We start from the raw sequence: 21895 nt of genomic DNA, 5'->3' as shown, positions 1-21895 counted from the left end.
GGTTGACGCAGGACGATGCCGGTAAGGGTGCGTTGTTGGTGAATGTGTCGTCGAAGGAATCGGGGGATCGGGCGTTCATCGATGTCACCCTCGCTCCGGCGGGCCGATGAGGAGCGCGTGGATCCGAGTGATCGGTGTCCGTACGTGACCCGGACTTTGGTCTGCTCGTCATTTCCCCGACATGCGCTGCTGGTAGCGTCTTTGCGGCGGGTGCGACGATGCGGGCAGACGGTCGGTACGTGGCTCGTTGATTCCGCCTCGAAATGACGGAGGGGGAGCCGCGTTGACGACAACGCAATCCACGGAGAAGAAGACGGGCCGGCCGTGGCGGCTCATCGTGGTCGCCGGATTTCTGATCTTCCTGGCGCTCCAGGGCTTCGTCTCCTTCAGGGTGTCGCCCGAGCCATATCCCATGATCCGGATGCCGAGCTTCGGTCTGGCGGCCAGCGCACAGGGCACGTACCCGGTGACGTTCATTTCCGGCGAGGTGGATTTCAGCGACGGCACGACGGCCGACATCGACCCCTACGCGATCGTGAACACGCTGCGGTTCTCCACCGCCCGCCCCTCCCTCGACTACGTGTTCAAGCCTCCGAAGGGCGGCGACGTGTCGGATCACCTCCGTGACTGGCTGCGGGGCCGCGTGGAGTCCGTGACCGGACGCGACGATGCCACCGACCTGCGCCTGTGCTGGGAGGACGTCAGCGTCCACGTGGAGGACGCGAGCATCTCGGACCGCCAACCCTGCGAATGGACGGAGGTCGCGCTGTGATCGCTCGCCTCGAGGGCATCATCGCCCGCGCCGCGGACTCGTATCGCCCCGATGCGCGCTTCCTCGCCGTCCTGCGCATGGCCTACGGGCTGTGGATCCTGCTCTTCCCCGTCGACATCCTGTGGATCGCCGCCGTCCCGAACGAGTTCGTCCACCCGCGGCCGGGGCTGTTCGGCTTCATCCACAGCGTTCCGCCGGAGGGGCTGCTCATCGCACTGACGGTCGTGCGCGCGGTGCTGGCGGTCCTCCTCGCCGTCGGCATCCTGACTCTCCCCGTCTCGATCCTCATGACCGCCGTGATGATCACCGCGGCGGGCATCTCGTACTCCTTCTCGAAGGTGGACCACTTCATCCTCTTCGAGCTCGTGCCGCTGTTCCTCGTGTTCGCCGGCTGGGGGCATCGGTGGTCCTTCGACGCGTGGTGGCGTTCCCGCCGGTCGCGTCCGGCGCAGGGGACGCGCGGGATGCCGGTCCTGCTCTACGCCATGACGATCGGCTGGGCGATGCTTTCGGCGGCCGTGCCCAAGGTCATGGGCGGCTGGTTGGACCCGTCGCGTCAGGCGACGCGGGGGTACATCGCCCGGGACATCGCCATCAACGAGAAGCTCGGACCGCTCGGGCAGTGGCTTCTGCCCTTCGACGTGGACCTGTTCTGGAAGCTCCTGGACTACGCGACCATCGCCGCGGAGGGGCTCCTCATCGTCTTCGTCCTCACACCGACTCTCTACCGGTGCTGGCTCCTGCTGCTGGCGTGCTTCCACACGGGTGTGTATCTCACCCTGGGGATCTCCTTCATCGACTACACGCTCGTGTACGCGGTGTTCTTCTCCCCGGTGGTGATGTGGATCATCCACCGGGTGCGCCGTTCCCGGCGTGCACCGGCGGAAGCGACGGCCCGACATGCGTGAGCGGCGCGCGTGAGGGTCAGCGTCGTCGGGAGCGGGCCGAACGGGCTCGCCGCCGCGGTCGTCATGGCGCGCGCCGGGCACGACGTGACCGTGTACGAGAAGGATGCCGTCGCCGGCGGGGGGCTGCGGACGGAGGCCTTCGCGGGGGACGGTGGGCTGTACGACGTCTGCTCCGCCGTGCATCCGATGGCCCTGGCATCCCGGTTCTTCACCTCGTTCGAGCTGGACCGACGGGTCGACTTCGTCACCCCCGACGTCTCGTTCGGGCACGCGCTGCACGGTCGTTCGGCCGTCGCCTACCGCGACCTCGATCGCACCGTCGAGGAGCTCGGCGGGTCGGGACGCGCCTGGGGTGCGGTGATGCGTCCTCTCGTCGACAACATCGGAGCGGTCCGGGCCCTGAGCGGGCTGGCTCTGCGCGGACGACCGAGCGAGGCCGTCGGTGCGCTGGCGATGGCGGCCGCCGCGGTCGGCTTCTCGGCGCTGACGGGGGAGGCGCGCGCGCTGGCCTCGGGCGTCGTCGCCCACGGGGCGGCCCCGTTCGGATCGATGGCGGCCCGCTTCGTGGGTGCGGTGCTCGCCGCGGAGGCGCACTCCGTCGGGTGGCCCGTGCCGGTGGGCGGTTCCGCAGCCATCGCATCGGCCATGGTCGCCGATCTTCGGGCGCACGGGGGCCGCGTCGTGAACGACACGGTCGTCGATGACATCCGCCAGGTGTGGGCGCCGGGCGACATCGCCCTGTTCGACACCGGGCCGCGCCCGTTCGCCGACGCGGCCGCGCCCCTGCTGTCGTCCGGCTACCGCGACCGCCTGCGGCGTTACCGCTACGGAAACGCCGCGGCGAAGGTCGACATGATCCTCTCCGAGCCCGTGCCGTGGACCGACGCCCGTTTACGCCAGGCCGGTACGGTTCACCTGGGCGGGTGGGAGCGGGACGTGTCGCGCGCGGAGAAGCAGGCCCGAGCAGGTCGGCATCCTTCCGCGCCCTTCGTCCTGCTCTCCCAGCCGACGCGCCTCGATCGCTCCCGCCTTCCGGCCGCGTCCGATCGGGAGATCGTCTGGGCGTACGCTCACGTCCCGAACGGATCGAGCAGCGACGCGACGGAGTCCATCCTGCGCCGCATCGAGACCTTCGCACCCGGCTTCCGCGACACCGTCGTCCACCTCGAGGCGCGCCCCGCGACGTCGTTCGCCGAGCTCAACCCGAACTTCGTCGGCGGGGACGTGCTGGGGGGCCGGGTCGACCTGGCACAGCTGCTGACCCGCCCGACGCTGACCGCGCGACCGTGGCGGACCCCGATCCCCGGCGTGTTCCTGTGCTCCGCCGCCACTCCCCCCGGGGCCGGCGTGCACGGGATGGCGGGATGGCACGCCGCGCGGATCGCACTTCAGGAGAACGGGCAGAAGATGCCCGATCTCTCCCCGACCGACAGGAACCACGAGTAATGGCAGATTTCCTGATTTCGATAGCCACCTACAAGCGGCCCGAACTCCTCGCCGACCTCCTCCGGTCGCTGGAGCCCGAGGTCGTCGGCGAGGACGTCCGGATCGCGGTGGTCGACAACCACGCCGAGGGCACGGGTCGGGCGGTGTGCGAGGCTTCGCCCCTCGACATCGAGTACGTCATCGAACCCCGTCCGGGCATCGCCGCCGCCCGCAACCGCGGGCTGGACCTCGTCCGCGAGGACGATCGCTTCCTCATCTTCGTCGACGACGACGAACGCGTGCACCCGGGTTGGCTCCGCAGCCTCGCCGACGCACAGCAGCGCTACGACGCCGACGTGATCTCCGGACCAGTCGTCTCCGTCCTCCCCGCCGACGCGCCCGCCTGGATCGCCCGGGGAGGTTTCATCCAACGGGCGCGCTTCCGCACGGGCGACCCCTCCCTGTCGCCCGCCACGAACAACACCCTGGTGCGGCTGGACTATCTCCGCTCGCTGGGGTCGCCCCGGTTCGACGAGGGTTTCTCGATGACCGGCGGCAGCGACACCGCGTTCTTCCGCGTCCTCCGCGACGCCGGCGCGCGCATGATCTGGTGCGATGAGGCCGTCGTCGACGAGGACGTCCCGGCGGAGCGCGCGAACTTCGCATGGATCTGGCGTCGCGGCATCCGCGAGGGGAACGTGTCGGGGCGCATGCTCCTGCGTCAGAGGTCGCGGACCAAGGTCGTCGTGGCGGGACTCGCGCGGATCGCCTACGGTTCCGCGGCCACCGCACGGGACGTGGTCCTCGGACGGGGCGTCCAGGCGCGCAGCACTGCGTACATCACACGGGGCCTCGGGTGGATCGGAGCGAGCCGTGGTCGGCTCGTCACCGAATACGCCCGCCCCACGGAATCGGTCGAGGGATAGAGAAACACCGCATGACAACGATCTTCGTTCTGGGTTCCGGACAGGAGGACAACATCGGCGATGTGGTCCTGCGCCGCACCATGTTCGACCAGCTCCGCACCCGCGGACCGCTGCACATCTTCCTCGGGGCCGCCTCGGAGGAGTTCGTGACGGCCCTGGAGCTGTCCGATTCCGACGTCGTCTATCACGACAAGGGGGCCTGGCGTTCTGCGCTGTGGGCGTCGATCCGCCGCGGCCGCGGGACCTGGTTCGTCGACAAGCCGGGCGAGCTCATCCTCGGACGCCGGTACCTGCTGGCGCAGCTGCGCATGGTGCCGGCTGCCATCGCCATCCGTCTGCAACGCGGAAGGGTGCTGCGGCTCGGTCTGGGGCAACGCAGCCCCGAACCGCGTCTGACGCCGATCTACCGCGCGCTGTTCCGGCTCAGCAACGTCGTCGCGTGGAGGGACGCCGACACCTACGCGAGGTTCCGTCTGGGTGAGGTCATGCCGGATTGGGGCTTCGCCGAGCGCGGTTCGACCGAGGTGGAGGGCCGCAATCTCCTGGTGCTGTCCTACCGGTCCGACAAGCCCGCATTCACGCCCGCGCTCGTCGCCGCGATCGGCGACGCGGCCCGCGCCCGGGGCCTCGACGTCGTCGTCGTGACCCAGGTGGGGCGCGACTCGCCGCGGTCGCGCGAGCTGGCCGAGGCCCTCGACGCCGAGCTGGTCGACTGGCCCGACGGTCGTAGCCACGGGGAACAGGAGCGTCTGCTCCGCGACGTCTACCGACGCTCCGCGATCGTGCTCAGCGACCGCCTGCACGTACTGATCGTGGCCATGACGGAGGGAGCCGTGCCCCTTGCGCTCTCGCTCGGGCCGAACTACAAGATCGGACGCCACTTCGATGCGATCGGATACTCCGACGTTTCCGTTCCGGTGTCCGACGGCGACGCCGACACGGTCGACGCGGTGATCACCAGCGCGCTCGAGCGCGGTCCGGAGGCACGGCGCCTGCTGGCCGCAGCGGTGCGACGCATCGACGACGTGGCTCGGGATGCCATGGGTGCCCCGACCGGGGTCGAGAATGGCGACTAAGAGTCTCGGCCGGTCAGCGCTCGGAGGCGCGGGGGCCACCATCCTCTGGCAGGGCGTGCGGCTCGTGCTGCTGGCTCTGAGCATCGTCATCCTGGCGAGGCTTCTGGACCCGGCCGACTACGGTCTCGTCGCGATGGTGACCGCCCTCATCGGGATCGGCGAGTTGCTGCGCGACATGGGACTGTCGATGGCGAGCGTCCAGGCCAAGACGGTCTCCGCGGAGGAGAAGTCGAATCTCTTCTGGGCGAACACCCTGATCGGCGCCGTCCTCACCACCGTCGCCTACCTGCTGGCCGAACCCATCGCCGCACTGTACGGACGCGACGAGCTGGTCGGCATCACCCATGCGTTGGCGTTCACGTTCCTCATCAACGGCATCGCGACCCAGTTCAAGGCGCAGATCAACCGCGATCTGCGCTTCATGACGCTCGGCTTCACCGAGGCGCTGCCGCAAGCGGCGGGTCTGGCCGCCGCGATCGTCTGGGCCGTCAGCATCGGTGGCTACGGCGCGCTCGTCGTGCAGGCGCTGGTCATCGCGGTCGGCGGACTGCTCCTGGACCTCGTCTTCGCCCGGTGGTGGCCGCGGGGCTACTTCCGGAGGACGTCCATCCGCCGCTTCCTCCGTTTCGGCGGGGCGCTCGCGGGCACCCAGACTCTGGCCTATCTCTCGAAGAACCTCGACACCGTCGCGCTCGGTCTGACCGTGGGCAGCACGCCGCTGGGATGGTACAACCGCGCCTACCAGATCACGGTCCTCCCGCTCACCCAGCTGACGGCACCCATGTCGCGGGTTGCCGTGCCGATACTCTCGCGCGTCCAGGACGACGCGCGCGCGTTCGGTCGGTTCCTGCGGGCCGGGCAGTTCTTCAGCGTCGGGCTCGCGGCCGTCTGCTACGGAACGATCGTCGGCATGGCCGAACCGCTCGTGCGGGTCGTCCTCGGCGAGACCTGGCTGCCCGCCGCCCCCGTGCTCCAGGTGCTGGCGATCTCCGGCGTCTTCCGCGCGATGGGGCAGGTGCCGTACTGGCTCTTCCTCTCGAAGGGGCACGCGGGACGGCAGTTCCGCTTCTACCTCGTCGCGCAGCCGGTCATCATCGTCGGCATCCTCGCGGGCCTGCCCTTCGGCCTCATCGGTGTCGCGTGGGGTGTCAGCGCGGGCTACGCGATCTTCTGGATCGCGCAGATGCTCTGGGCGGCGCGTGCGACGGACACCCCCACCGGTGGCCTCATCGTCTCGGCGTTGGCGATCGTCCTGTCGGTGGGCGTTCCGATCGCCGGGATCGGCCTTCTGGTAACCTCGCTGCTGGATCAGCCCGTCGTCGTCATCGCCGTCGGTCTCGCGGCATCCGCCGTCTATCTCGCCGTGCTGCTGTTCGCTGTGCCGATCTACCGCAGCCAGGTTCGGGAAGTTCTCACGTTGGCACGGAGGCGCCGATGACATCCACGGTTCCCCGGGCGGGCAACCGTCCGTCGACGCCCCTCGAGCCGGCGCCCCGGAGGCGCCGCCACATCGTCGGCATCCTGCTGTTCAGCGTGATCGCAGCGCTCCTGCCGCTGGACCGCTTCCTCCTCACCGACGCGACCGTTTCCTCCCGCGTCTCGTGGGGTGTCATCATCCTCCTGGCGCTGTGCGTCATCGGAGGGCGGGTGGCGCGGCCGCCGTTCCCCTTCGTGTGGATCTCCGCGCTCGTGCTGATCCCGCTGGGTGGTCTTCTCTCGGGGACGACGACCAACGTCAACTCGAGCCTGCAGGTGGCCATCCCGCTCGCCCTGATGGTCGGATTGGCCCCGTTCGTCCTTCGCTACTACGTCCTGAACAGCCGTGCCTTCCTGTGGGTGGTCGGCGCCGCGTTCGTGGCCGCGCAATCCTTCTCCGCCGCCATGGGCATGTGGCAGTTGCTCGGCGGCACCCCTTTCGAGACGAAACTCATCTTCGGGCGCATCACGGGTCTCGCCGGACACCCGAACGTCCTGGGCATCATGGGCGTCATCTCGATCCTCGGCCTGCTGGCCGCCCTCCCGCGCGCGCGGCGCGGGGCGAAGGTGCTCGTCGTCGCGCTGCTCGGCTTGAACGGACTCGCGCTGGTCTTCAGCGGCAGCCTGAGCTCGATGCTCGCCGCCACGACCGGGCTCGTCGTGATCCTGGCGGTCAAGCGGCGTCTGGTCGCGACGTTCGTGACCATCGTGTTGGGCGGCACCCTCGTCGCGATCTTCGCCGGCGCCGGTGGTCTCGATCCCTTCGGAGCCCTCTCGCCCATCACGACCCGGGTCGAGGTCGTCCTCGGAACGGCCGAGGTCGACGGTGGTGCGGCGTCGGTGAGCACGCGCATCCTCACCTACGAGTGGGCGTGGCGCTTCATCAGCGCCAATCCCCTCATCGGTGTCGGCATGGATGCCACGAACGCGGGCACCTACAACGGCTACACGCCGGTCCACAATTACATCCTGCACGCCTGGTACCGCGGCGGACTCTTCTTCTTCATGTGGCAGGTGTTCGCGACGGTCGGCTACCTGCGCCTGCTGATCCAGGCGATCCGGACGAAGACGGAGGCTGTGCCGGCCGGGCTCATGATGGGGATCGTCGTGTTCGCGGCCACCTCGGCGTTCTACGACCAGCAGTCCTACTGGCTTCCTCTCCTGCTCGCCGTCGCCTGCCAATCCGGAGTGAAGAAGATCGCCGCGCCCGCGCCCGGTCCGTCGCGTCCCGCGCTGCGCGGGACGTCCGCCGGGCGCTGGAACTGACCCCCGACGGGCGCTGCGGCACTCTCAGCGGTGCAGGACGGCTTCGGCGGCGGTTCGCACGTTGTCCACCGCCGACTCGACCGTGAGGCGTTGCGCGTTGGACTGCGCGTGCGCAGCGACCGCGGTGTAGAACGCCTCGTCGGCCGTGAGGCGGGTGATGGCGGCGGTCCATGCAGGGACGTCGGCGGGGTCGAGGACCAACTGCCGCGACAGGGTCTCGTCGGTGTAGATCATCTCCGCGCAGCCGAACGCCCGTGACATCACGACAGGGATGCCGAGCATGGCGGCTTCGACGGCGCTGCGGCCGAAGGCCTCGCGCGTGGACGTGCCGACGTAGACCCGGGCCGACGCCCACACCTCGTCGCGCGACCGCCAACCGCCCATCCGGACGTTGGTGGGGACCTCGGCGCCGACCTGCTCCTCGAGCGGCCCCGATCCGTACATCACGCCCTGCACGGGGGTACCACGAAGCGCGTCCAGGAACAGCGACGGGTTCTTGTCGCGCGAGAACCGCGCCGCCCACACGACGTCCCCGGTGCTCGCCTTCGCGGACGGGGCCCGGGGCGGAACGAGCCCGGGCGGAACGAGACGATCCACGGCAGCGCCGACATCGTCGGCGAGCGTCGGCGTCGTGGCCCACACCTCACGGGCGCGCCGCAGCGCCGCCAGCTCGAGCGTGCGCCAGGCGGCGGTCTTGAGTGCGGAGGCCTCGGTCGGAGCGGGCCAGGGGAGACCGCGCAGATACGCCACCCACGGCGCGCTGCGGAGGCTCAGAGCCATGTCCGTCTGCGGGACCATGCTGACGCGGAGGTCGGCCGCAGCGACCTCGGGGAGCTCGCTCAGATCGCTGCTCAGACGGCGCACACCGCCCAGCCCCGATGGTTCCCGTGCGAACTCCCGGATCCCCTCCTCGACGAGGGGTGATCCCCCGGCCTTGGTGGAGACCCCGAGCACGGCCGTCCACTCCAACCCGGCCTTCCGGCCGGCTCGGACGAGTTCCACCGTGGAGTTGTAGACACCGCTGCGGGCGATGAGAGGTGCGGCGATGAAGCAGATCCGGGTCATGTCGATGCGCTCCGTTCCGCGACGGAGAAGATCCGTTCGCCGACCTGCTGGTCCGACAGGAGGGAGGGGGTCGCTGCGGCGCCGGAGGCGAGCCGGCGACGGAGGGCGAGGTCCTCGACGAGGGAACGGATGGCCGAGGCGAGCGCGTCCGCATCCCGGGGGGTGAAGACGAGACCGTTCTCGCCGTCCGTGACCCACTCGGACGGTCCGCCTTCGCCCGAGACGATGGTCGGCTTCCCGGCGGCGAGGTACTGCAGGACGTTCTGTCCGAGCGGTTCGGGTCGGAGCGAGCACTGGACGCAGATGTCGAGACTCGCGATGGCTGCGTCGACGTCGGCCCGGTGTCCCGCGAACTCCACGCGATCGGCGACACCCAGGCTGACCGCGAGCGCGGCGAGGTCGGAAAGGAAATCCTCGTGTCCGAACGACGGTCCGCCGAAGAAGACGAGTGACGCGCCCGCATCGGGACAGGCGGTGGCGAAAGCGCGCAGCAGCAGCTCCTGACCCTTCCAGGGGTCGATGCGCGCCACCAGGCCGATGCGCGTCACCGGGTCCGGGACGCTCAGCGCCGCCGGGTCGACGGGGTGCAAGCCGGAGGGGCTCGGGATCACTTCGACGACTTCCGTCCGGAGGTACGGGCGGACGGTCTCGAGCGACGCGCGGGAGTTCGCGATGACACCCGCCGCCCGAGGCAGGACGAAGCGGCGCATCAGCCGCGTCGCGGTCCCTCCGATGGCATCCGGGGTCATCAGGTCTCGGATGTGCACGACGAACGGGGTCCGCGTGAGCGCACCGGCGAGGGCCACGTAGACGGCGGCCCGGGTGGTGTTGGCCACGAGGACGTCGGCGTCTCGCACGGCACGGAGTCGGGCAAGGGACACCCCGGATGCCACGATCTTCAGCGCGAGACGGGCGGCGGCGACCGCTCCCGAGCCTCCCTGCCGTCGGGCGACGTGTCGCGGTCCGACGTGCTCGATGGGGACGCGGGACCCGAGGGACTCGGTGAAGACGTCGGTGCCGTCCGTCACCGGGGGCAGCACCACGGCGGGCGACCACGGTTGGTCGGTCTGCAGCAGGCGGACGAGGGCGAACTCCGCACCTCCGCGCTCACTGGAGTGGTCGGCGAACACGACGCGAAGGGGGGCCGATGCCCGCTCAGCCGTCATGAGCTCGCCCGGTCCTGACCGCCTGCGGAGAGCGCGTCGATCCGGGCGATCTCCTCGCGCAACCGAGCCGCGAAGTGCTCTTCGGTGAAGCGCTGCGCGTGGTTCTTGATCGCGTCCTCGTCCCAGCTCCGCGTCTCGAATCCCCGCACTGCCTCGATGACGGCCGCGGCGTCGGGGGAATCGAAGTAGACCCCGGTCGTGCCCTCGTCGATGGTGTCGAGGAATCCGCCCCAGCGCAGGACGATCGAAGGTTTCCCGTGGACGGCGCCCTCGATGGGGGTCAGGCCGAAGTCTTCGAAGCTCGCCGACACCACCGCGCGGCACCGCGCGTAGAGCCACGCGATCTGACCGTCCGTGAGGTCCTTCACCATGGCGACGTTGTCGCCGCGCAGACCGGCCAGCCGGCGCTCCTCGGGGCCGGCACCCACGACGACGAGCGGCAGCCCGAGCTCGTTGAACGCCTCGATGACGACATCCACGTTCTTGTAGGGGAGGAGCCGGGAGATGCAGAGGAAGAAAGGTTCCGCGGCGATGGCGTCGGGCAGGGGGACGGGCTCTTCGGCGATGCTGGTGTCCACCGTGTGCGGAGCGGGAAGTACCTCGGCATCCAGGCCGTAGGTCTCCTTGATGCGCTGCTGGACGACCGTGGAGATGGCGAAGTAGGTCGTCGCGGTCGTCGAGGCGCGCCGGTCCCAGCGCTTCAGGAACGGCGAGAGGACGTCGAGGACGATCCGGCGCGGCGAGAGGCCCGCGGAGCCCATGTAGGCGTCGCGCTGGTACAGCCACCGGGCGGGGGAGTAGCAGTAGACGATCTTCGATCCGGTCGCGGGGAATCCGTGCGCCCACCCGCTCGAACTCACGATCGTGTGCTTCGCGCGCACGCGCATGCGGCTCGCCGCCCATGCCAGGAACGGCAGCGCGAGGCGGTGCGAGCGCCGCAACGGGCCCACCGCGTTCAACGGCGACGTGATGATCCGCGAGTCGGCGAACTCGGGGTACGTCGTCGACGCCTCGTACAGCGTCGTGTAGATCGGAGCGGACGGGAATGCCCGCTGCAGAGCCAGCACGACCTTCTCGGCGCCGCCGCGCTGGGTCAGATAGTCGTGGGCGATGGCCACGTCCACGGTCTCGTCCGGCTGGTGTGTGGTCACGGAGGGCTCCTCGGAGTGGGCGCGTGCGAGCGGATGTCAGGCGGCGGCGGAGGCGATGTACTCCCGCACGGAGTCCTCCCACGCGATGGTGGGAGCCCACCCGAACTCCTCGCGGAGGCGGGAGGAGTCTCCGGCGATGCGGGGAGGGTCGTTCGGACGCATCCGCGCGGGGTCGATCTCCACCCGGAAGTCGTCCCGATGCAGGGTCTCCCCGATGACCCGGAGGAGGTCCTCGCCGCTCTGGGACGTGCCGGTGGAGATGTTGTAGAGGTCGTGCGCGTGCGAGGGGGCCGTGGCCAGAGTGAGGTACGCGGATGCCACGTCGCGGACATCCGTGTAGTCACGGCGGGCGGCGAGATTGCCCACGCGGACAGGGGCGTCGTCCGTCGCCGTCCGCACCGCGGCCGTGAGGTCGGGGACGATGAATCCCCGGCTCTGCCCCGGGCCGATGTGGTTGAACGGTCGCGCCGCCACCACGTCCAGGCCGCGCCCCGCGTAGTAACGGCACTGCTGCTCGACGAGCAGCTTCGCGACGACGTACGGGCTCGACGCGAACGTGTCGCTCCCCTCGTCGACGGTGCCCGAGGGCGTGGGCTTGTAGACGGCGCCCGAACTGACCACGATGAGCCGCGGACGTGTCTCCGAGGCCAGGACGCTCTCGCCGAGATTCGTCATGATCCGGCTGTTGATCTCGATGTACCGCTGAGGCTGCGCGAAAGACGGTCCGACGGCGGCGAGTCCCGCGAGGTGCACGACCGCATCGACGTCGCCGTCCACGGGCCAGCCATCGGCGAGGTCGGCGGAGAAGTACCGGTCGGCGTGGGCGCCGACGGCGGCGGAGGGCTGCGCTTCACGCCCGACCGCCCACACCGACAGGCCCCGCTGCGCCGCGAGAGCGACGACGTGGGAGCCGACGAAGCCGTTGGCTCCCGTGACGACGAGCGTCCGCGTCATCGGTTCTGCAAGCGGCCCTGTTCGGCCAGGTCGTGGGCGACCATGAGCTTCACCAGTCCGGGGAAGTCGACTTCGCGACGCCACCCGAGCTCGTTCTCCGCCTTCGAGGGGTCGCCGAGCAGGATGTCGACCTCGGCGGGACGCAGGAATGCCGGGTTCTGCACCACGTACGGGCGCCAGTCGTCGATGCCGATCTCGGCGAACGCCAGGGTGAGGAACTCCTCGATGGAGTGGGTCTCACCGGTCGCGAGGACGAAGTCGTCGGGGGTGGAGTGCTGCAGCATCCGCCACATGCCCTCGACGTAGTCGCCGGCGTAGCCCCAGTCGCGCTTGGGCCACAGGTCGCCGAGCTCGATGTTCGGCTGCAGGCCGAGCTTGATGCGGGCCACGGCGTGGGTGATCTTCCGCGTCACGAACTCGACGCCGCGACGCTCGCCCTCGTGGTTGAACAGGATGCCGCAGGACACGAACATCCCGTAGCTCTCGCGGTAGTTCTTCGCGATCCAGTGGCCGTACAGCTTCGCGACACCGTAGGGGCTGCGCGGGTGGAACAGCGAGTTCTCGTTGTAGCCGGCGCCGGGACGGTTGTAGTCGAGCCCGCCGAACATCTCGGAGGTCGACGCCTGGTAGACCTTGGTGCGCTCGGCGCGACCGGTGATGCGGACGGCTTCGAGGACGTTGAGGACGCCCTTGGCGGTCACGTCGGCGGTCAGCGTGGGGTTCTTGAAGGAGTACCCCACGTGACTGATCGCGGCCAGGTTGTACACCTCGTCCGCGTCGCTCACCTCGACCGCGCGCACCAGCGAGGTGGGGTCGATCAGGTCACCCTCGATGAGCGTCACGTAGGGGAACTCGGCGACGGTCGCCTCCTTGCGCGGGTTGTTCTGCCCACGGATCAGACCGAAGACTTCGTACCCCTTCGCGTGCAGAAGCTCGGCGAGGTGCCCTCCGTCCTGGCCCGTGATGCCTGTGACCAGCGCGCGGCGGGGAGTTGTCATTGAGGATCTCCAAGGAAATAGCAGGTTCGGATCCGGGCGTCATTTCGCGGGGAGGTCCGCATCATCCCGATGTGCGAAGCGATTCGCTCTCGTTGATCAACGCGTGCCCCCGTCGACCCGACTCGGTGGAACAGTAACAGGTGCGCTGTGCGGTCACGTCACGCTCAGGTGAACCGCACGTTTCGTCATTTCCCGGCTGACCGGGAAAGAAAGGCGATGACGCTCGCCACGGCGGGCGTCAGCTGGGCGAAGGATTCGCGGAACACTTCGTCCGACTGGCGATAGGGGTCGATGACGTCCAGATCGCGCGGATCATCCGGTTGGGGGACCATTCCCCGAACACCCGCCGCATGGAGGACGGCCGCGCGCATCCGCGCCGACTCGTCGTCCGTGTCGATCCGTGGCCCGGGTTCTTCACGGAGGGATTCCGCGACCCGCGCCAGCTCCCGCACCGTGAAGGTGCGTCGCGTCGCCGCGGGCACCAGCTCGACGACCGCCCGCCGGTGCTCCCGGGCCATGGCGAGCACGAGGTCGGCTTCGCGGACCAGCGCGGGGGTCAGCTGCCGGGAGTGATGACCGGCCCCGTCGACACCGTCGGCGCTCAGCAGGCGCAGTGCGGGCTCGGGTATTCCTGCGTCGACGAGCGCACCGGTGCCGGCGCTTTCCACGGCGACGTCGGGGAATTCGGCGAGTCCGCGCGCCAGCAGCAGTTCGGCCACGGGGGAGCGGCAGATGTTGCCGGTGCAGACCGTGAGGATCGTGAACGTCACTCTTCGTCGGGCTTCCGTCGGCTGCGCGCGGACCGGGTCTTGCTCCGCGAGTCCGCGGATGCCGTCTCGGCGTACGAGTACGACCCGTAGGAGTAGCTGTCCGGTCCACGGGAGGGGAGCATGGTCACGATCACGCCGAAGAGGCGCGACCCGATGGCGTCGAGCTTCTCGACCGCCGCGGTGAGCTGCGGCTTCTTGGTCGTGCCTGACGCCGCCACCATGAGCACGCCGCTGGTGAACCGCGAGACCACGGCCGCGTCGGTCACGAGCAGCAGCGGCGGGGCGTCGATCAAGACGTAGTCGAAGGCCGACGCCAAGGCCTCGAGCGTCCGCTGCATGGCCTGGCTTCCGAGGAGCTCAGAGGGATTGGGGGGCGTCCGACCGGACGGGAGAACGAAGAGTTTGCCGGTTCCCCACTGCTGCAGGACGTCGACGAGCTCTGCGCGGCCGATGAGGACGTCGGTGAGCCCGACTCCGCCCTCGATGCCCATGTAATCCGCGACGCGGGGAAGGCGCAGGTCGCCGTCGACGAGAGCCACCCGGGCACCCGTCTCGGCGAGGGCGATCGCCAGGTTCGCGGTCGTGGTCGACTTGCCTTCACCCGGCCCGGCGCTGGAGACGACGAACGAGCGCGTGTCCCCGTCGACATCGATGAACTGCAGGTTGGTCCGCAGGCTGCGGAACGACTCGGCGCGCGGGTTGCGCGGATCCGCGTGCACGATGAGCGGGCGCTTCTTGGCATCCGGGTCGAGGGCGATTCCTCCCAGGACCGGTGCGGCCGTCGCCGCTTCGATGTCGTGCAGCGAGTGGATCCGGGTGTCGAGGACGGACCGCAGGATCGCGATACCGAGTCCGAGAGCGAGGCCGAGGACCACACCGAGGACCACGTTGAGCGGGACACGCGGGGACGACGGCGAGACCGGCACCAGCGCGGGTTCGATGGTTTCGACGCGCACCAGGCTGGCCGTGTCGCCCTCCGGCTTCTCCAGACGGTTCACCACGACGTCGGCGAAGTTCGTGCCGATCGAATTCGCGATGGATGCCGCTTTCTCAGCGTCGGTGTCGGTCACCTTGACGGAGATGATCACGGAGTCGGTCGGCGAGGAGGCCTGCACCGACTGTGCGAGCTGCTGGGCCGTCGTGTCCAGGTCGAGGTCGTTGATGACGCGATCCAGCACCAGAGCACTGTCCACGACATCCACGAAGCTCACCACGGCCTGCCGGGCGAACGTCGTGCCCTGAGCGAGCTCGCTGACCCCCGCGCTGTCGGACCGTACGGAGACGTAGAGCTGGGTGCTCGCCTCGTACGTCGGGGTCTGCAGGAGAGACCATCCGAACGCACCCGCCCCACCCAGGACGGTCAATGCAAGAACGAGAATCCAATTCCGATGCAGGATTCGGAGATAGTCGCGCAGTTCCAAGCCTCGTCCGTTCGCCGATTTACGTGCCGCGGGAGACTCGAACAGATTGCACGAGAAGCGGCCCGAGGTATTCTTCCAAAGACGTTCCGCTGCCTGAGGCACCCACCGACACCATACGACATCTCACCCGCGCACCCGAGAGCAGCGTCCTGGAGACCCCCACACATGGACCGCAAAACAGACTCGTCCGACGATCCTTTCGCGCGCGAAAGGAAGGTTCCTTCCGGTCGCAGCGGTGACGACCTCCGCGCATTGGTGGGTCCCGCGGCGGCATCGACGAGCGGGCCTCCCTCTCCGCGAGATGCCGATCTCCGAGCCCTCGTGGGGCCCGGGGAAGCCGTGCGGGGAGCCGCGGCGAACACGTCGGACACGCCGGACACGCCGAGCGGCTCGGATCTCCGAGCGCTCGTCGGATCGGGCGACTCGACGCGCAGCGTCCGGCCGTCGTCGACCGCGGGGCTGTCGGATCGGGGCGGGAGGTCGACGCCGTCACCGAAGGCGGGGACGGAGCTCGCGGATCTGGTAGGCGCCGCGATGCCGCGCAGTGACGACCGCGGCTGGATGGCCCCCGAACTCGCCGAGGCCGGTCGTCGACCCCGGTTCCCCCGCGGGGGCCGCGGAGGGTCGGTGGGAGCGTTCAGCATCGTTGTCGCGATCGCCGCCGTGGCGATGCTGGCGGGGACCACGACTTTCGCCCTGGTCCAGCGCGCAACGGCGAATCCCGCCGTGGAAGCGATGGACGGCCTGCGTGAGCGCGAGGCGGAGCTGCGCAACGAGATCAAGGGTCTGCAGACTTCGAGCGACCTTCTCACGGCGGTGATCGAGGATGCTCAGGCGGTGTCGCAGTCGGCGGCAGGCGTGTTGCCTTCCCTACGGGGGCGCGTCGAGGACGCGCCGCTGGACGCGGCGGATTCCGCTCGCACGACGCTCGATTCGACAGTCGCCTCCGTGCCGACCGTCGTCGTACCCGACTACCAGCGCGGCGCCGTGGATGAGCAGTCCCTGCAGGCGGTGGGGCACGCGCTCGACGAGGTGCGTCGCGAACGCGACGCCCTGCCCGCCCTCATCGCCCAGGTCCGCACGAGTCGTTCCGGGGTGACGTCGGCGCTCGATGACCTCCGGGCGCGCCTGCGCGATCTGGGTGCGTCGATCGAGACGGCGGCTCAGAGTGTCGTGCAGAGCGAGGACGCCGCGGGCGAGAGCTTCCGTCTCGCCGTGATCGATGCGGTGAGCGAGGTCCGTGCCGCGCAGCAGACCGGTTCAGACGGCCTGACCGAGATGGCAGCCTTCGTCGCGGCCGTCGACGCGCTCACGGCCGAGAACACCCGCGTCCTCGACCAGCAGTCGGGGCGCGTCCCCTCCCGCACGCCCTCCGTGGGGACGCCGTCGCCGACCACCCCCGCGGATTCCGGCGGCACCGGCACCACCGATCCGTCGACGTCCGCGCCGACCGACCCCGCCACGGCTGAGCCGAGCCCGACCTCGAGCAGCACGCCGCAGCCCGGAGACACGGCGACCCCGTGATTTTGGCCGTCCGTTTGCGACGGTTCTTCCCACCGGGGAAACACGCTGTTAACCAGTGTTCTTTACTGTCGCCCTCACGGAGGTTCGCGGCGCACGAGGAGAATCATGTCTGAAAACGCCGCGGGGGCTTGGTATCGGCGCGATATCACCGGAATGCGCTCATTGGCGATCATCCCGGTCGTCGCATTCCACGCGGGAGCGACGGTAATTCCCGGTGGATTCATCGGCGTCGACGTGTTTTATGTGATCAGCGGTTTCCTGATCACCACCATTCTTCTCCGCGAGGCGGAGAAGACCGGTCGTATCGCACTCGGGCTGTTCTGGGCGAAACGCATCCGTCGTCTGGTTCCGGCGCTGGTCGTGACGGTCGTGTTCACCCTCGTGGTCGGGGCGCTCGTCGGCTCCGTCCTCGGGTGGGATTCCCTCGCGCTGCAGGGGGCGGCTTCGGTCTTCTACGTTGCGAACATCCTGTTCTGGCGGGAGTCCACCAACTACTTCGACACCGGGAGCGGGTTGAGCCCGTTCCTCCATATGTGGTCGCTCGGCGTCGAGGAACAGTTCTACGTCGTCTGGCCCCTCATCTTGATCGCCGGCATCTGGATCGCGGCTCGGCGGTTCACGCTGCGGTCGGTCCTCGCCGTGGCGTTCTCGATCGTCTTCGTGGGTTCGCTCGCTCTGTCGGTGTTCCTGACGCCGGTGAGCCCGAACGCGGCCTTCTACCTCCTCCCGACCCGGGCGTGGGAGTTCGCCGGCGCGGGTCTGCTGGCGCTGCTCCCGGTGACGGCGGTCATCCGGAGTCGGGTCGTGGCCACGGTCGTCGGTCTCACGGGCGTCGCCGTGCTCGTCGCCGGTTTCGTGTTCCTGTCCGAAGCCGATGCGTACCCGGGTTACCTCGCCCTCGTGCCCTTCGTGGGGACGATGCTCCTCATCGTGGCCGGCGGCGGAGCCCGTTCCGCTCTCGCGCCCGCACTGGAGAGTCGGCCGGCGGTGTGGATCGGCAATGTCTCCTACTCCTGGTATCTCTGGCACTGGCCGCTGATCGTGTTCGCCAAGGAGCTGTTCCCCGGTTCGGCGCCGGCGATGGCCGTCGCCGCGGTCCTCTCGCTCGGCGTGGCAGCCCTCAGCTACTCGTTCATCGAGCAGCCGCTGCGCTTCCGGCCGTTCCTGGCCGCCTCCGTCCGTCGGACCTATTTCGTCGGACTCGCGGCCACCGTGGCGACGGTCGTCGTGGCGTTCGGGGTTTTCGCGGCGGGCTCGGCGATGTTGCGGACCGAACCGATGCGCACGTACGCGAAGGCCGCCGAGACCCTGCCGGCGCGCGACTGCTCCGGTGGCACGGTCGAGACATTCGGCTCGGTCGACGCCTGCATCCTCGGAGACCCGTCGGGAGAGAAGACGATCGCCGTGATCGGAGACTCGCACGCCGGCCACTGGCGTGGCGCGGCCGAGGCGCTGGCAGAACAGGCCGGATACCGTCTGGTCTTCCGCTGGCTGAGCTCCTGCCCGTCGATGGACGTGCCGGTGACCGACCTGCAGGGTGTGAAGGATCCCCAGTGCGAGCCCTACCGCGCGCAGACGACGAAGATCCTGGATGCCGTCCGTCCCGACGCGGTCATCATCTCCAACGCGAACGCCTATGACGGCCGCATCAGGGGAGCGAACGGCGAGCACCTCGCTCTGAGCGACCAGCAGGAGCGCTGGCGCGACGCCCTCGGGCAGCAGATCGAGTGGGCTCGCGGCCTCGGGGCGCAGGTGGGGGTCGTCCGCGACAACCCGCGCATGCTGTTCAACCCGACTGCCTGCCTGTCGACTCTCCACGGCTCCCAGTCGGAGTGCGAGTCCGACTGGGACAGCGCGCACGAGTTGATCCGCACGTTCGACGAGGCGACGCAGGAGGCGATCGCGGACGAGTCCGTGGCGTCGGTCTTCTCCACAGACGACGCGATCTGCACCGGCGACGTGTGCCGAGCGGTGGACACCTCCGGCGTTCCGATCTACCAGGATCAGTCCCACCTATCGGAGATGTGGACGATGACGCAGGTCTCGCGCCTGGCGCAGTTCGTCGCCGCCACCGAGCGGGGCGAGGCGTTCCCCACCGACTGATCGCACCTCCCGGCGCACGAACACTCGTCGCTGGAGGGTGAGGTTCGGGGTGAAACGCGCCCAGAGCATCGTTTCGTGCGCTTGCATGAGCGTAAGCCGGCACCCGAAGCCGGCGCCGCGGCACGTGCTCCCGAACACGTCGTCGCGACCTCAGTGATGCGTGGAGTGAGCGTCTTTTGTCGACGACACAGCACGGGTATTCGCCGTCGGCGACGCCCTTCGGCAGTGTGCGGGTACGTGCCTACAACGACCCGCGACCCGGCGTGCCCGTTTTCGACGCGCGCGAGGGCGAAGCCTGGATGGTGGTCTCCCTCGACCGGCCCCCGTCGGCCCAGGGAGGCCTGCACGAGCAGCGGAGCTGCGTGGCGCTCGTCGTGTCGGACCGCGATGCGATGCCGTCTCTGCTTCCCGCGCGGGCCTACGTGACCATGGCCTTCCCGGAGCAGGTGCTGCAGGGGATCGGACTCGAGGGTGTCGGAGCGCTCGCCGTCGACGTCGGGTCCGCGCTCTTCTGGCCGTTCCTCACCTTCGCCTGGGTCTGCGCGACGGCGGACCGTCGGCAGACGGGCCTGACTTTGTACTACACGGAGCGCCTGCTGCAGGAGATGCTCGTCGGGGTCGTCGTCGCTTCGTTGCGCGGTGAGCAGAGCCGAACGATCGGCGAGGGTTACTCGGCGGCGCTGTCGATCATCGCGGCGCGGGTCGGGGATCCGGATCTGACGCCTGCAGCCGTCGCTGCGGAGCTCAACACGTCGCTCCGATCCCTCCAGCGCCAGTTCGCCGCGCACGACACGACGATGGACCGCAGCATCCGTGCCGCGCGCGTCGCGCACGCCACATCGCTGCTGGAAGACCCCGTCTACCGGTCGTTGACGATCGAGCGAGTGGCGCACGCCTGCGGGCTCGCGAACGGATCGAGTCTCGCCCGTGCCTTCGCCGCCGAGGGTCTTCCTTCGCCGGCGGCGGTCCGCGCGGCGGCGCGCCGACGCTGACGCGTCAGGGCCCGTTCCGCTCCTGCGCGACAACTTCCATACTCGGCGCGCCAGATCCGGACGCTCTTCGCGAAATCACCCGCGGTACTGGAAAACATCACCTTAGTTCGCACTCGACGCACCCGATCGTGCCGTGTGCATCACCGAACCCTAGGGGGGAACATGACCACCGAGAACATCCCGTCGGTCGGCGCCGGGCTCAGCCGCCGCGCCGTCATCAAGACGGCCGCGTGGGCCACGCCCGTCATCGCCGTGGCGGTCGCCGCGCCGCTGGCGTCGGCGAGCCCGGGCACCGCCCGCACCAACGCCTTCGTCGGCAGCAACATCTCCGCCAACCAGTCCGCGGGTACGGCATCCGGGTCGCTGACCGGCTCCGGCGGCAGCATCACCAACGTCAGCGGTTCGTGGGATTCTGGCAAGTTCACGGGTGTCTACCGCCTCCGCGGGCCCTGGAGCACGGCCACGCTCACCAAGCCCGACGGCTCCAGCTTCGTTCTGGGGGAGACGATCAGCTACTCCGGCACGGCGTGGGTCGTCACCGGCCTCAACATCTCGGACGACGATGCGGAGTGGTTCGTCGAGTTCGAGGCCCCGTCGATCACCGTGACCTCTGACACCACCGTCCTGCTGCCCGGAGCCATCTACTCGGGCACGTTCGTGCCGGGCACTACCGGACCGGGCCGACCCACCAAGTCCAACCCGATCCAGGCCGCCGTCGCCTTCGGCGCCGAACATGTCAACAGCGGCGCCCTGGTGGGTTCGTCCTCCAACTTCCCCGCCGGTTGAGTCGACTTCGTCTCTCCCGCCATCGCCCCCTCCCGGTTCGTTCGGGAGGGGGCGATGTCGTGGGGTGGGAGACTTCCCTCCCTCTCTCTCAGTCGGCACAATGGGCCCACCAGCGGAGAATCAGGTCCGCCCGAACGAGGGGAGCCGCCATGGGCGTCGACGACATCATCAACAAGGGCAAGCAGCTGTTCGAGGAGAACCGCGAGAAGATCGAGGAGGCGCTCAAGAGCGAGAAGGCCGAAGAGGTCAGCGACAAGCTCCTCGACGGGGCCGCGGACGCCATCAAGAAGGTCGTCCCCGCTGAGCAGCACGCCAAGGTCGACGAGGTGCGGGCGAACGTCGACAAGAACATCGGCAACGCCTGACCGCACCCTGCTCTGCGCGGCGCCGCTCCCGGGAATGGGGGCGGCGCCGTCGCGTTGCCGACCGGGGGCTGAGGATATGCCGCACGCGACACGCCCGGGTTTGCGACACGCCCGGGAGCCCCGTAGACTAACCAGGTTCCACATTCCGGCGTGCGCTCGGCGCGCGCCAGGATCACTGCCAGGGCAGTGCACAGGCGGCGCGGAAGCGCAGGGTCCTGGGCCGCGGGCAGCAGAACGCACACCGAACCCCTCATCCTTCCCGGGATCCGCACGCCTGCGTGCGGGGGGCGGGCCGGATGCCATGGCATCCGGTTTGACAGCTGAACAGCGGTGCAGCATCTCTCGCGCGAGCGAGGGGAAGTGCCAGGGCGCGAAAGCGCCACCGTGCGTCCGATGCCCTTGGTCGGGTAAGACGCGAGAAAGAGAGTGAGCAGACAATGGCGGGACAGAAGATCCGCATTCGCCTGAAGTCGTACGACCACGCCGGACTGGACTCGTCCGCGCGCAAGATCGTCGACACCGTGACCCGTGCCGGTGCCACCGTGGTGGGCCCGGTCCCCCTGCCGACCGAGAAGAACGTCGTGTGCGTCATCCGGTCGCCCCACAAGTACAAGGACAGCCGCGAGCACTTCGAGATGCGCACCCACAAGCGCCTCATCGACATCATCGACCCGACGCCCAAGGCCGTCGACTCCCTGATGCGCCTCGACCTCCCGGCCGATGTCAACATCGAGATCAAGCTCTGAGGTTC

At 69.2% G+C, this 21895-nt stretch carries 20 protein-coding genes; 13 read left to right on the top strand and 7 right to left on the bottom strand.

Translation table 11 applies throughout. From position 1 onward, the window contains the following. Positions 1 to 283: 283 nt before the first annotated feature. Genes CSIV_RS01225 through CSIV_RS01195 form a run of 7 tightly spaced genes read left to right on the top strand, consistent with a single transcriptional unit; the run spans position 284 to position 7849 of the window. Positions 284 to 772 carry a hypothetical protein gene (locus tag CSIV_RS01225; protein ID WP_139340564.1) on the top strand — a complete coding sequence of 163 codons (489 nt, stop codon included), beginning with the start codon at positions 284 to 286 and terminating at the stop codon, positions 770 to 772. Beyond that, positions 769 to 1680, top strand: a complete 912-nt coding sequence (locus tag CSIV_RS01220; RefSeq protein ID WP_077049597.1) for a hypothetical protein — start codon at positions 769 to 771, stop codon at positions 1678 to 1680. Before CSIV_RS01225 ends, CSIV_RS01220 begins: the two co-directional genes overlap by 4 nt. A gap of 9 nt (positions 1681 to 1689) precedes the next feature. Next, a complete protein-coding gene (locus CSIV_RS01215) occupies positions 1690 to 3126 on the top strand; it encodes a phytoene desaturase family protein (RefSeq protein WP_077049596.1) in 1437 nt (478 codons plus the stop codon). Continuing rightward, the gene (locus tag CSIV_RS01210; RefSeq protein ID WP_077049595.1) at positions 3126 to 4031 is read left to right on the top strand and encodes a glycosyltransferase family 2 protein; all 906 of its coding nucleotides are present in this window, start codon (positions 3126 to 3128) and stop codon (positions 4029 to 4031) included. Before CSIV_RS01215 ends, CSIV_RS01210 begins: the two co-directional genes overlap by 1 nt. Positions 4032 to 4042: 11 nt before the next feature. Next, positions 4043 to 5107, top strand: a complete 1065-nt coding sequence (locus CSIV_RS01205; protein WP_077049594.1) for a hypothetical protein — start codon at positions 4043 to 4045, stop codon at positions 5105 to 5107. Next, positions 5097 to 6545 carry a lipopolysaccharide biosynthesis protein gene (locus tag CSIV_RS01200; RefSeq protein ID WP_160897641.1) on the top strand — a complete coding sequence of 483 codons (1449 nt, stop codon included), beginning with the start codon at positions 5097 to 5099 and terminating at the stop codon, positions 6543 to 6545. Before CSIV_RS01205 ends, CSIV_RS01200 begins: the two co-directional genes overlap by 11 nt. Continuing rightward, complete coding sequence (locus tag CSIV_RS01195; protein ID WP_077049592.1) at positions 6542 to 7849, top strand: O-antigen ligase family protein; 1308 nt, start codon at positions 6542 to 6544, stop codon at positions 7847 to 7849. Before CSIV_RS01200 ends, CSIV_RS01195 begins: the two co-directional genes overlap by 4 nt. A 24-nt stretch (positions 7850 to 7873) precedes the next feature. On the opposite strand, the gene CSIV_RS01190 is transcribed toward CSIV_RS01195, so the two are convergent. From CSIV_RS01190 to CSIV_RS01160, 7 genes are all read right to left on the bottom strand, one after another. Beyond that, on the bottom strand, positions 7874 to 8914 hold the full coding sequence (locus tag CSIV_RS01190; RefSeq protein ID WP_077049591.1) for a glycosyltransferase family 4 protein: 1041 nt from the start codon (positions 8912 to 8914) through the stop codon (positions 7874 to 7876). Then, positions 8911 to 10080, bottom strand: a complete 1170-nt coding sequence (locus tag CSIV_RS01185) for a glycosyltransferase family 4 protein (protein ID WP_077049590.1) — start codon at positions 10078 to 10080, stop codon at positions 8911 to 8913. Before CSIV_RS01185 ends, CSIV_RS01190 begins: the two co-directional genes overlap by 4 nt. Next, positions 10077 to 11231 (bottom strand): glycosyltransferase, encoded by a 1155-nt coding sequence (locus CSIV_RS01180; protein WP_083734918.1) that lies wholly within the window; start codon positions 11229 to 11231, stop codon positions 10077 to 10079. Before CSIV_RS01180 ends, CSIV_RS01185 begins: the two co-directional genes overlap by 4 nt. 36 nt (positions 11232 to 11267) lie before the next feature. Then, entirely contained in the window at positions 11268 to 12185 is a 918-nt protein-coding gene (locus tag CSIV_RS01175) for an NAD-dependent epimerase/dehydratase family protein (protein ID WP_077049589.1), read from the bottom strand. Beyond that, positions 12182 to 13183, bottom strand: a complete 1002-nt coding sequence (locus CSIV_RS01170; protein ID WP_077049588.1) for a GDP-mannose 4,6-dehydratase — start codon at positions 13181 to 13183, stop codon at positions 12182 to 12184. The genes CSIV_RS01175 and CSIV_RS01170 overlap by 4 nt, the downstream gene beginning before the upstream one ends. Before the next feature lie 185 nt (positions 13184 to 13368). Continuing rightward, complete coding sequence (locus CSIV_RS01165) at positions 13369 to 13953, bottom strand: arsenate reductase/protein-tyrosine-phosphatase family protein (RefSeq protein WP_077049587.1); 585 nt, start codon at positions 13951 to 13953, stop codon at positions 13369 to 13371. Continuing rightward, a complete protein-coding gene (locus CSIV_RS01160) occupies positions 13950 to 15374 on the bottom strand; it encodes a polysaccharide biosynthesis tyrosine autokinase (RefSeq protein ID WP_077049586.1) in 1425 nt (474 codons plus the stop codon). The genes CSIV_RS01165 and CSIV_RS01160 overlap by 4 nt, the downstream gene beginning before the upstream one ends. Before the next feature lie 534 nt (positions 15375 to 15908). Here CSIV_RS01160 and CSIV_RS01155 point away from each other — a divergent pair. From CSIV_RS01155 to rpsJ, 6 genes are all read left to right on the top strand, one after another. After that, positions 15909 to 16898 (top strand): hypothetical protein, encoded by a 990-nt coding sequence (locus CSIV_RS01155; protein WP_139340563.1) that lies wholly within the window; start codon positions 15909 to 15911, stop codon positions 16896 to 16898. A 105-nt stretch (positions 16899 to 17003) separates the two neighbouring features. Continuing rightward, positions 17004 to 19001 carry an acyltransferase family protein gene (locus CSIV_RS01150; protein ID WP_083734917.1) on the top strand — a complete coding sequence of 666 codons (1998 nt, stop codon included), beginning with the start codon at positions 17004 to 17006 and terminating at the stop codon, positions 18999 to 19001. Between the two features lie 263 nt (positions 19002 to 19264). Continuing rightward, on the top strand, positions 19265 to 19993 hold the full coding sequence (locus tag CSIV_RS01145) for a helix-turn-helix domain-containing protein (RefSeq protein ID WP_077049583.1): 729 nt from the start codon (positions 19265 to 19267) through the stop codon (positions 19991 to 19993). Between the two features lie 162 nt (positions 19994 to 20155). Continuing rightward, entirely contained in the window at positions 20156 to 20779 is a 624-nt protein-coding gene (locus tag CSIV_RS01140) for a hypothetical protein (protein WP_077049582.1), read from the top strand. A 149-nt stretch (positions 20780 to 20928) separates the two neighbouring features. Then, positions 20929 to 21144: a hypothetical protein gene (locus tag CSIV_RS01135; protein ID WP_077049581.1), complete on the top strand. Its 216-nt coding sequence runs from the start codon at positions 20929 to 20931 to the stop codon at positions 21142 to 21144. 437 nt (positions 21145 to 21581) lie between these two features. Continuing rightward, positions 21582 to 21890: a 30S ribosomal protein S10 gene (gene rpsJ / locus CSIV_RS01130; protein ID WP_013584016.1), complete on the top strand. Its 309-nt coding sequence runs from the start codon at positions 21582 to 21584 to the stop codon at positions 21888 to 21890. Positions 21891 to 21895 lie beyond the last annotated feature (5 nt).

This window comes from Microbacterium sp. CSI-V (assembly GCF_001984105.1).
Classification (GTDB): domain Bacteria; phylum Actinomycetota; class Actinomycetes; order Actinomycetales; family Microbacteriaceae; genus Microbacterium.
This window is presented reverse-complemented; position numbering and strand designations above follow the sequence as displayed.

Coding starts and splice junctions, on each gene's coding strand:
- CSIV_RS01210 (WP_077049595.1), top strand. CDS start 3,126: ATGGCAGATTTCCTGATTTCGATAGCCACCTACAAGCGGCCCGAACTC.
- CSIV_RS01205 (WP_077049594.1), top strand. CDS start 4,043: ATGACAACGATCTTCGTTCTGGGTTCCGGACAGGAGGACAACATCGGC.
- CSIV_RS01200 (WP_160897641.1), top strand. CDS start 5,097: ATGGCGACTAAGAGTCTCGGCCGGTCAGCGCTCGGAGGCGCGGGGGCC.
- CSIV_RS01195 (WP_077049592.1), top strand. CDS start 6,542: ATGACATCCACGGTTCCCCGGGCGGGCAACCGTCCGTCGACGCCCCTC.
- CSIV_RS01190 (WP_077049591.1), bottom strand. CDS start 8,914: ATGACCCGGATCTGCTTCATCGCCGCACCTCTCATCGCCCGCAGCGGT.
- CSIV_RS01185 (WP_077049590.1), bottom strand. CDS start 10,080: ATGACGGCTGAGCGGGCATCGGCCCCCCTTCGCGTCGTGTTCGCCGAC.
- CSIV_RS01175 (WP_077049589.1), bottom strand. CDS start 12,185: ATGACGCGGACGCTCGTCGTCACGGGAGCCAACGGCTTCGTCGGCTCC.
- CSIV_RS01170 (WP_077049588.1), bottom strand. CDS start 13,183: ATGACAACTCCCCGCCGCGCGCTGGTCACAGGCATCACGGGCCAGGAC.
- CSIV_RS01155 (WP_139340563.1), top strand. CDS start 15,909: ATGCCGCGCAGTGACGACCGCGGCTGGATGGCCCCCGAACTCGCCGAG.
- CSIV_RS01150 (WP_083734917.1), top strand. CDS start 17,004: ATGTCTGAAAACGCCGCGGGGGCTTGGTATCGGCGCGATATCACCGGA.
- CSIV_RS01140 (WP_077049582.1), top strand. CDS start 20,156: ATGACCACCGAGAACATCCCGTCGGTCGGCGCCGGGCTCAGCCGCCGC.
- CSIV_RS01135 (WP_077049581.1), top strand. CDS start 20,929: ATGGGCGTCGACGACATCATCAACAAGGGCAAGCAGCTGTTCGAGGAG.
- rpsJ (WP_013584016.1), top strand. CDS start 21,582: ATGGCGGGACAGAAGATCCGCATTCGCCTGAAGTCGTACGACCACGCC.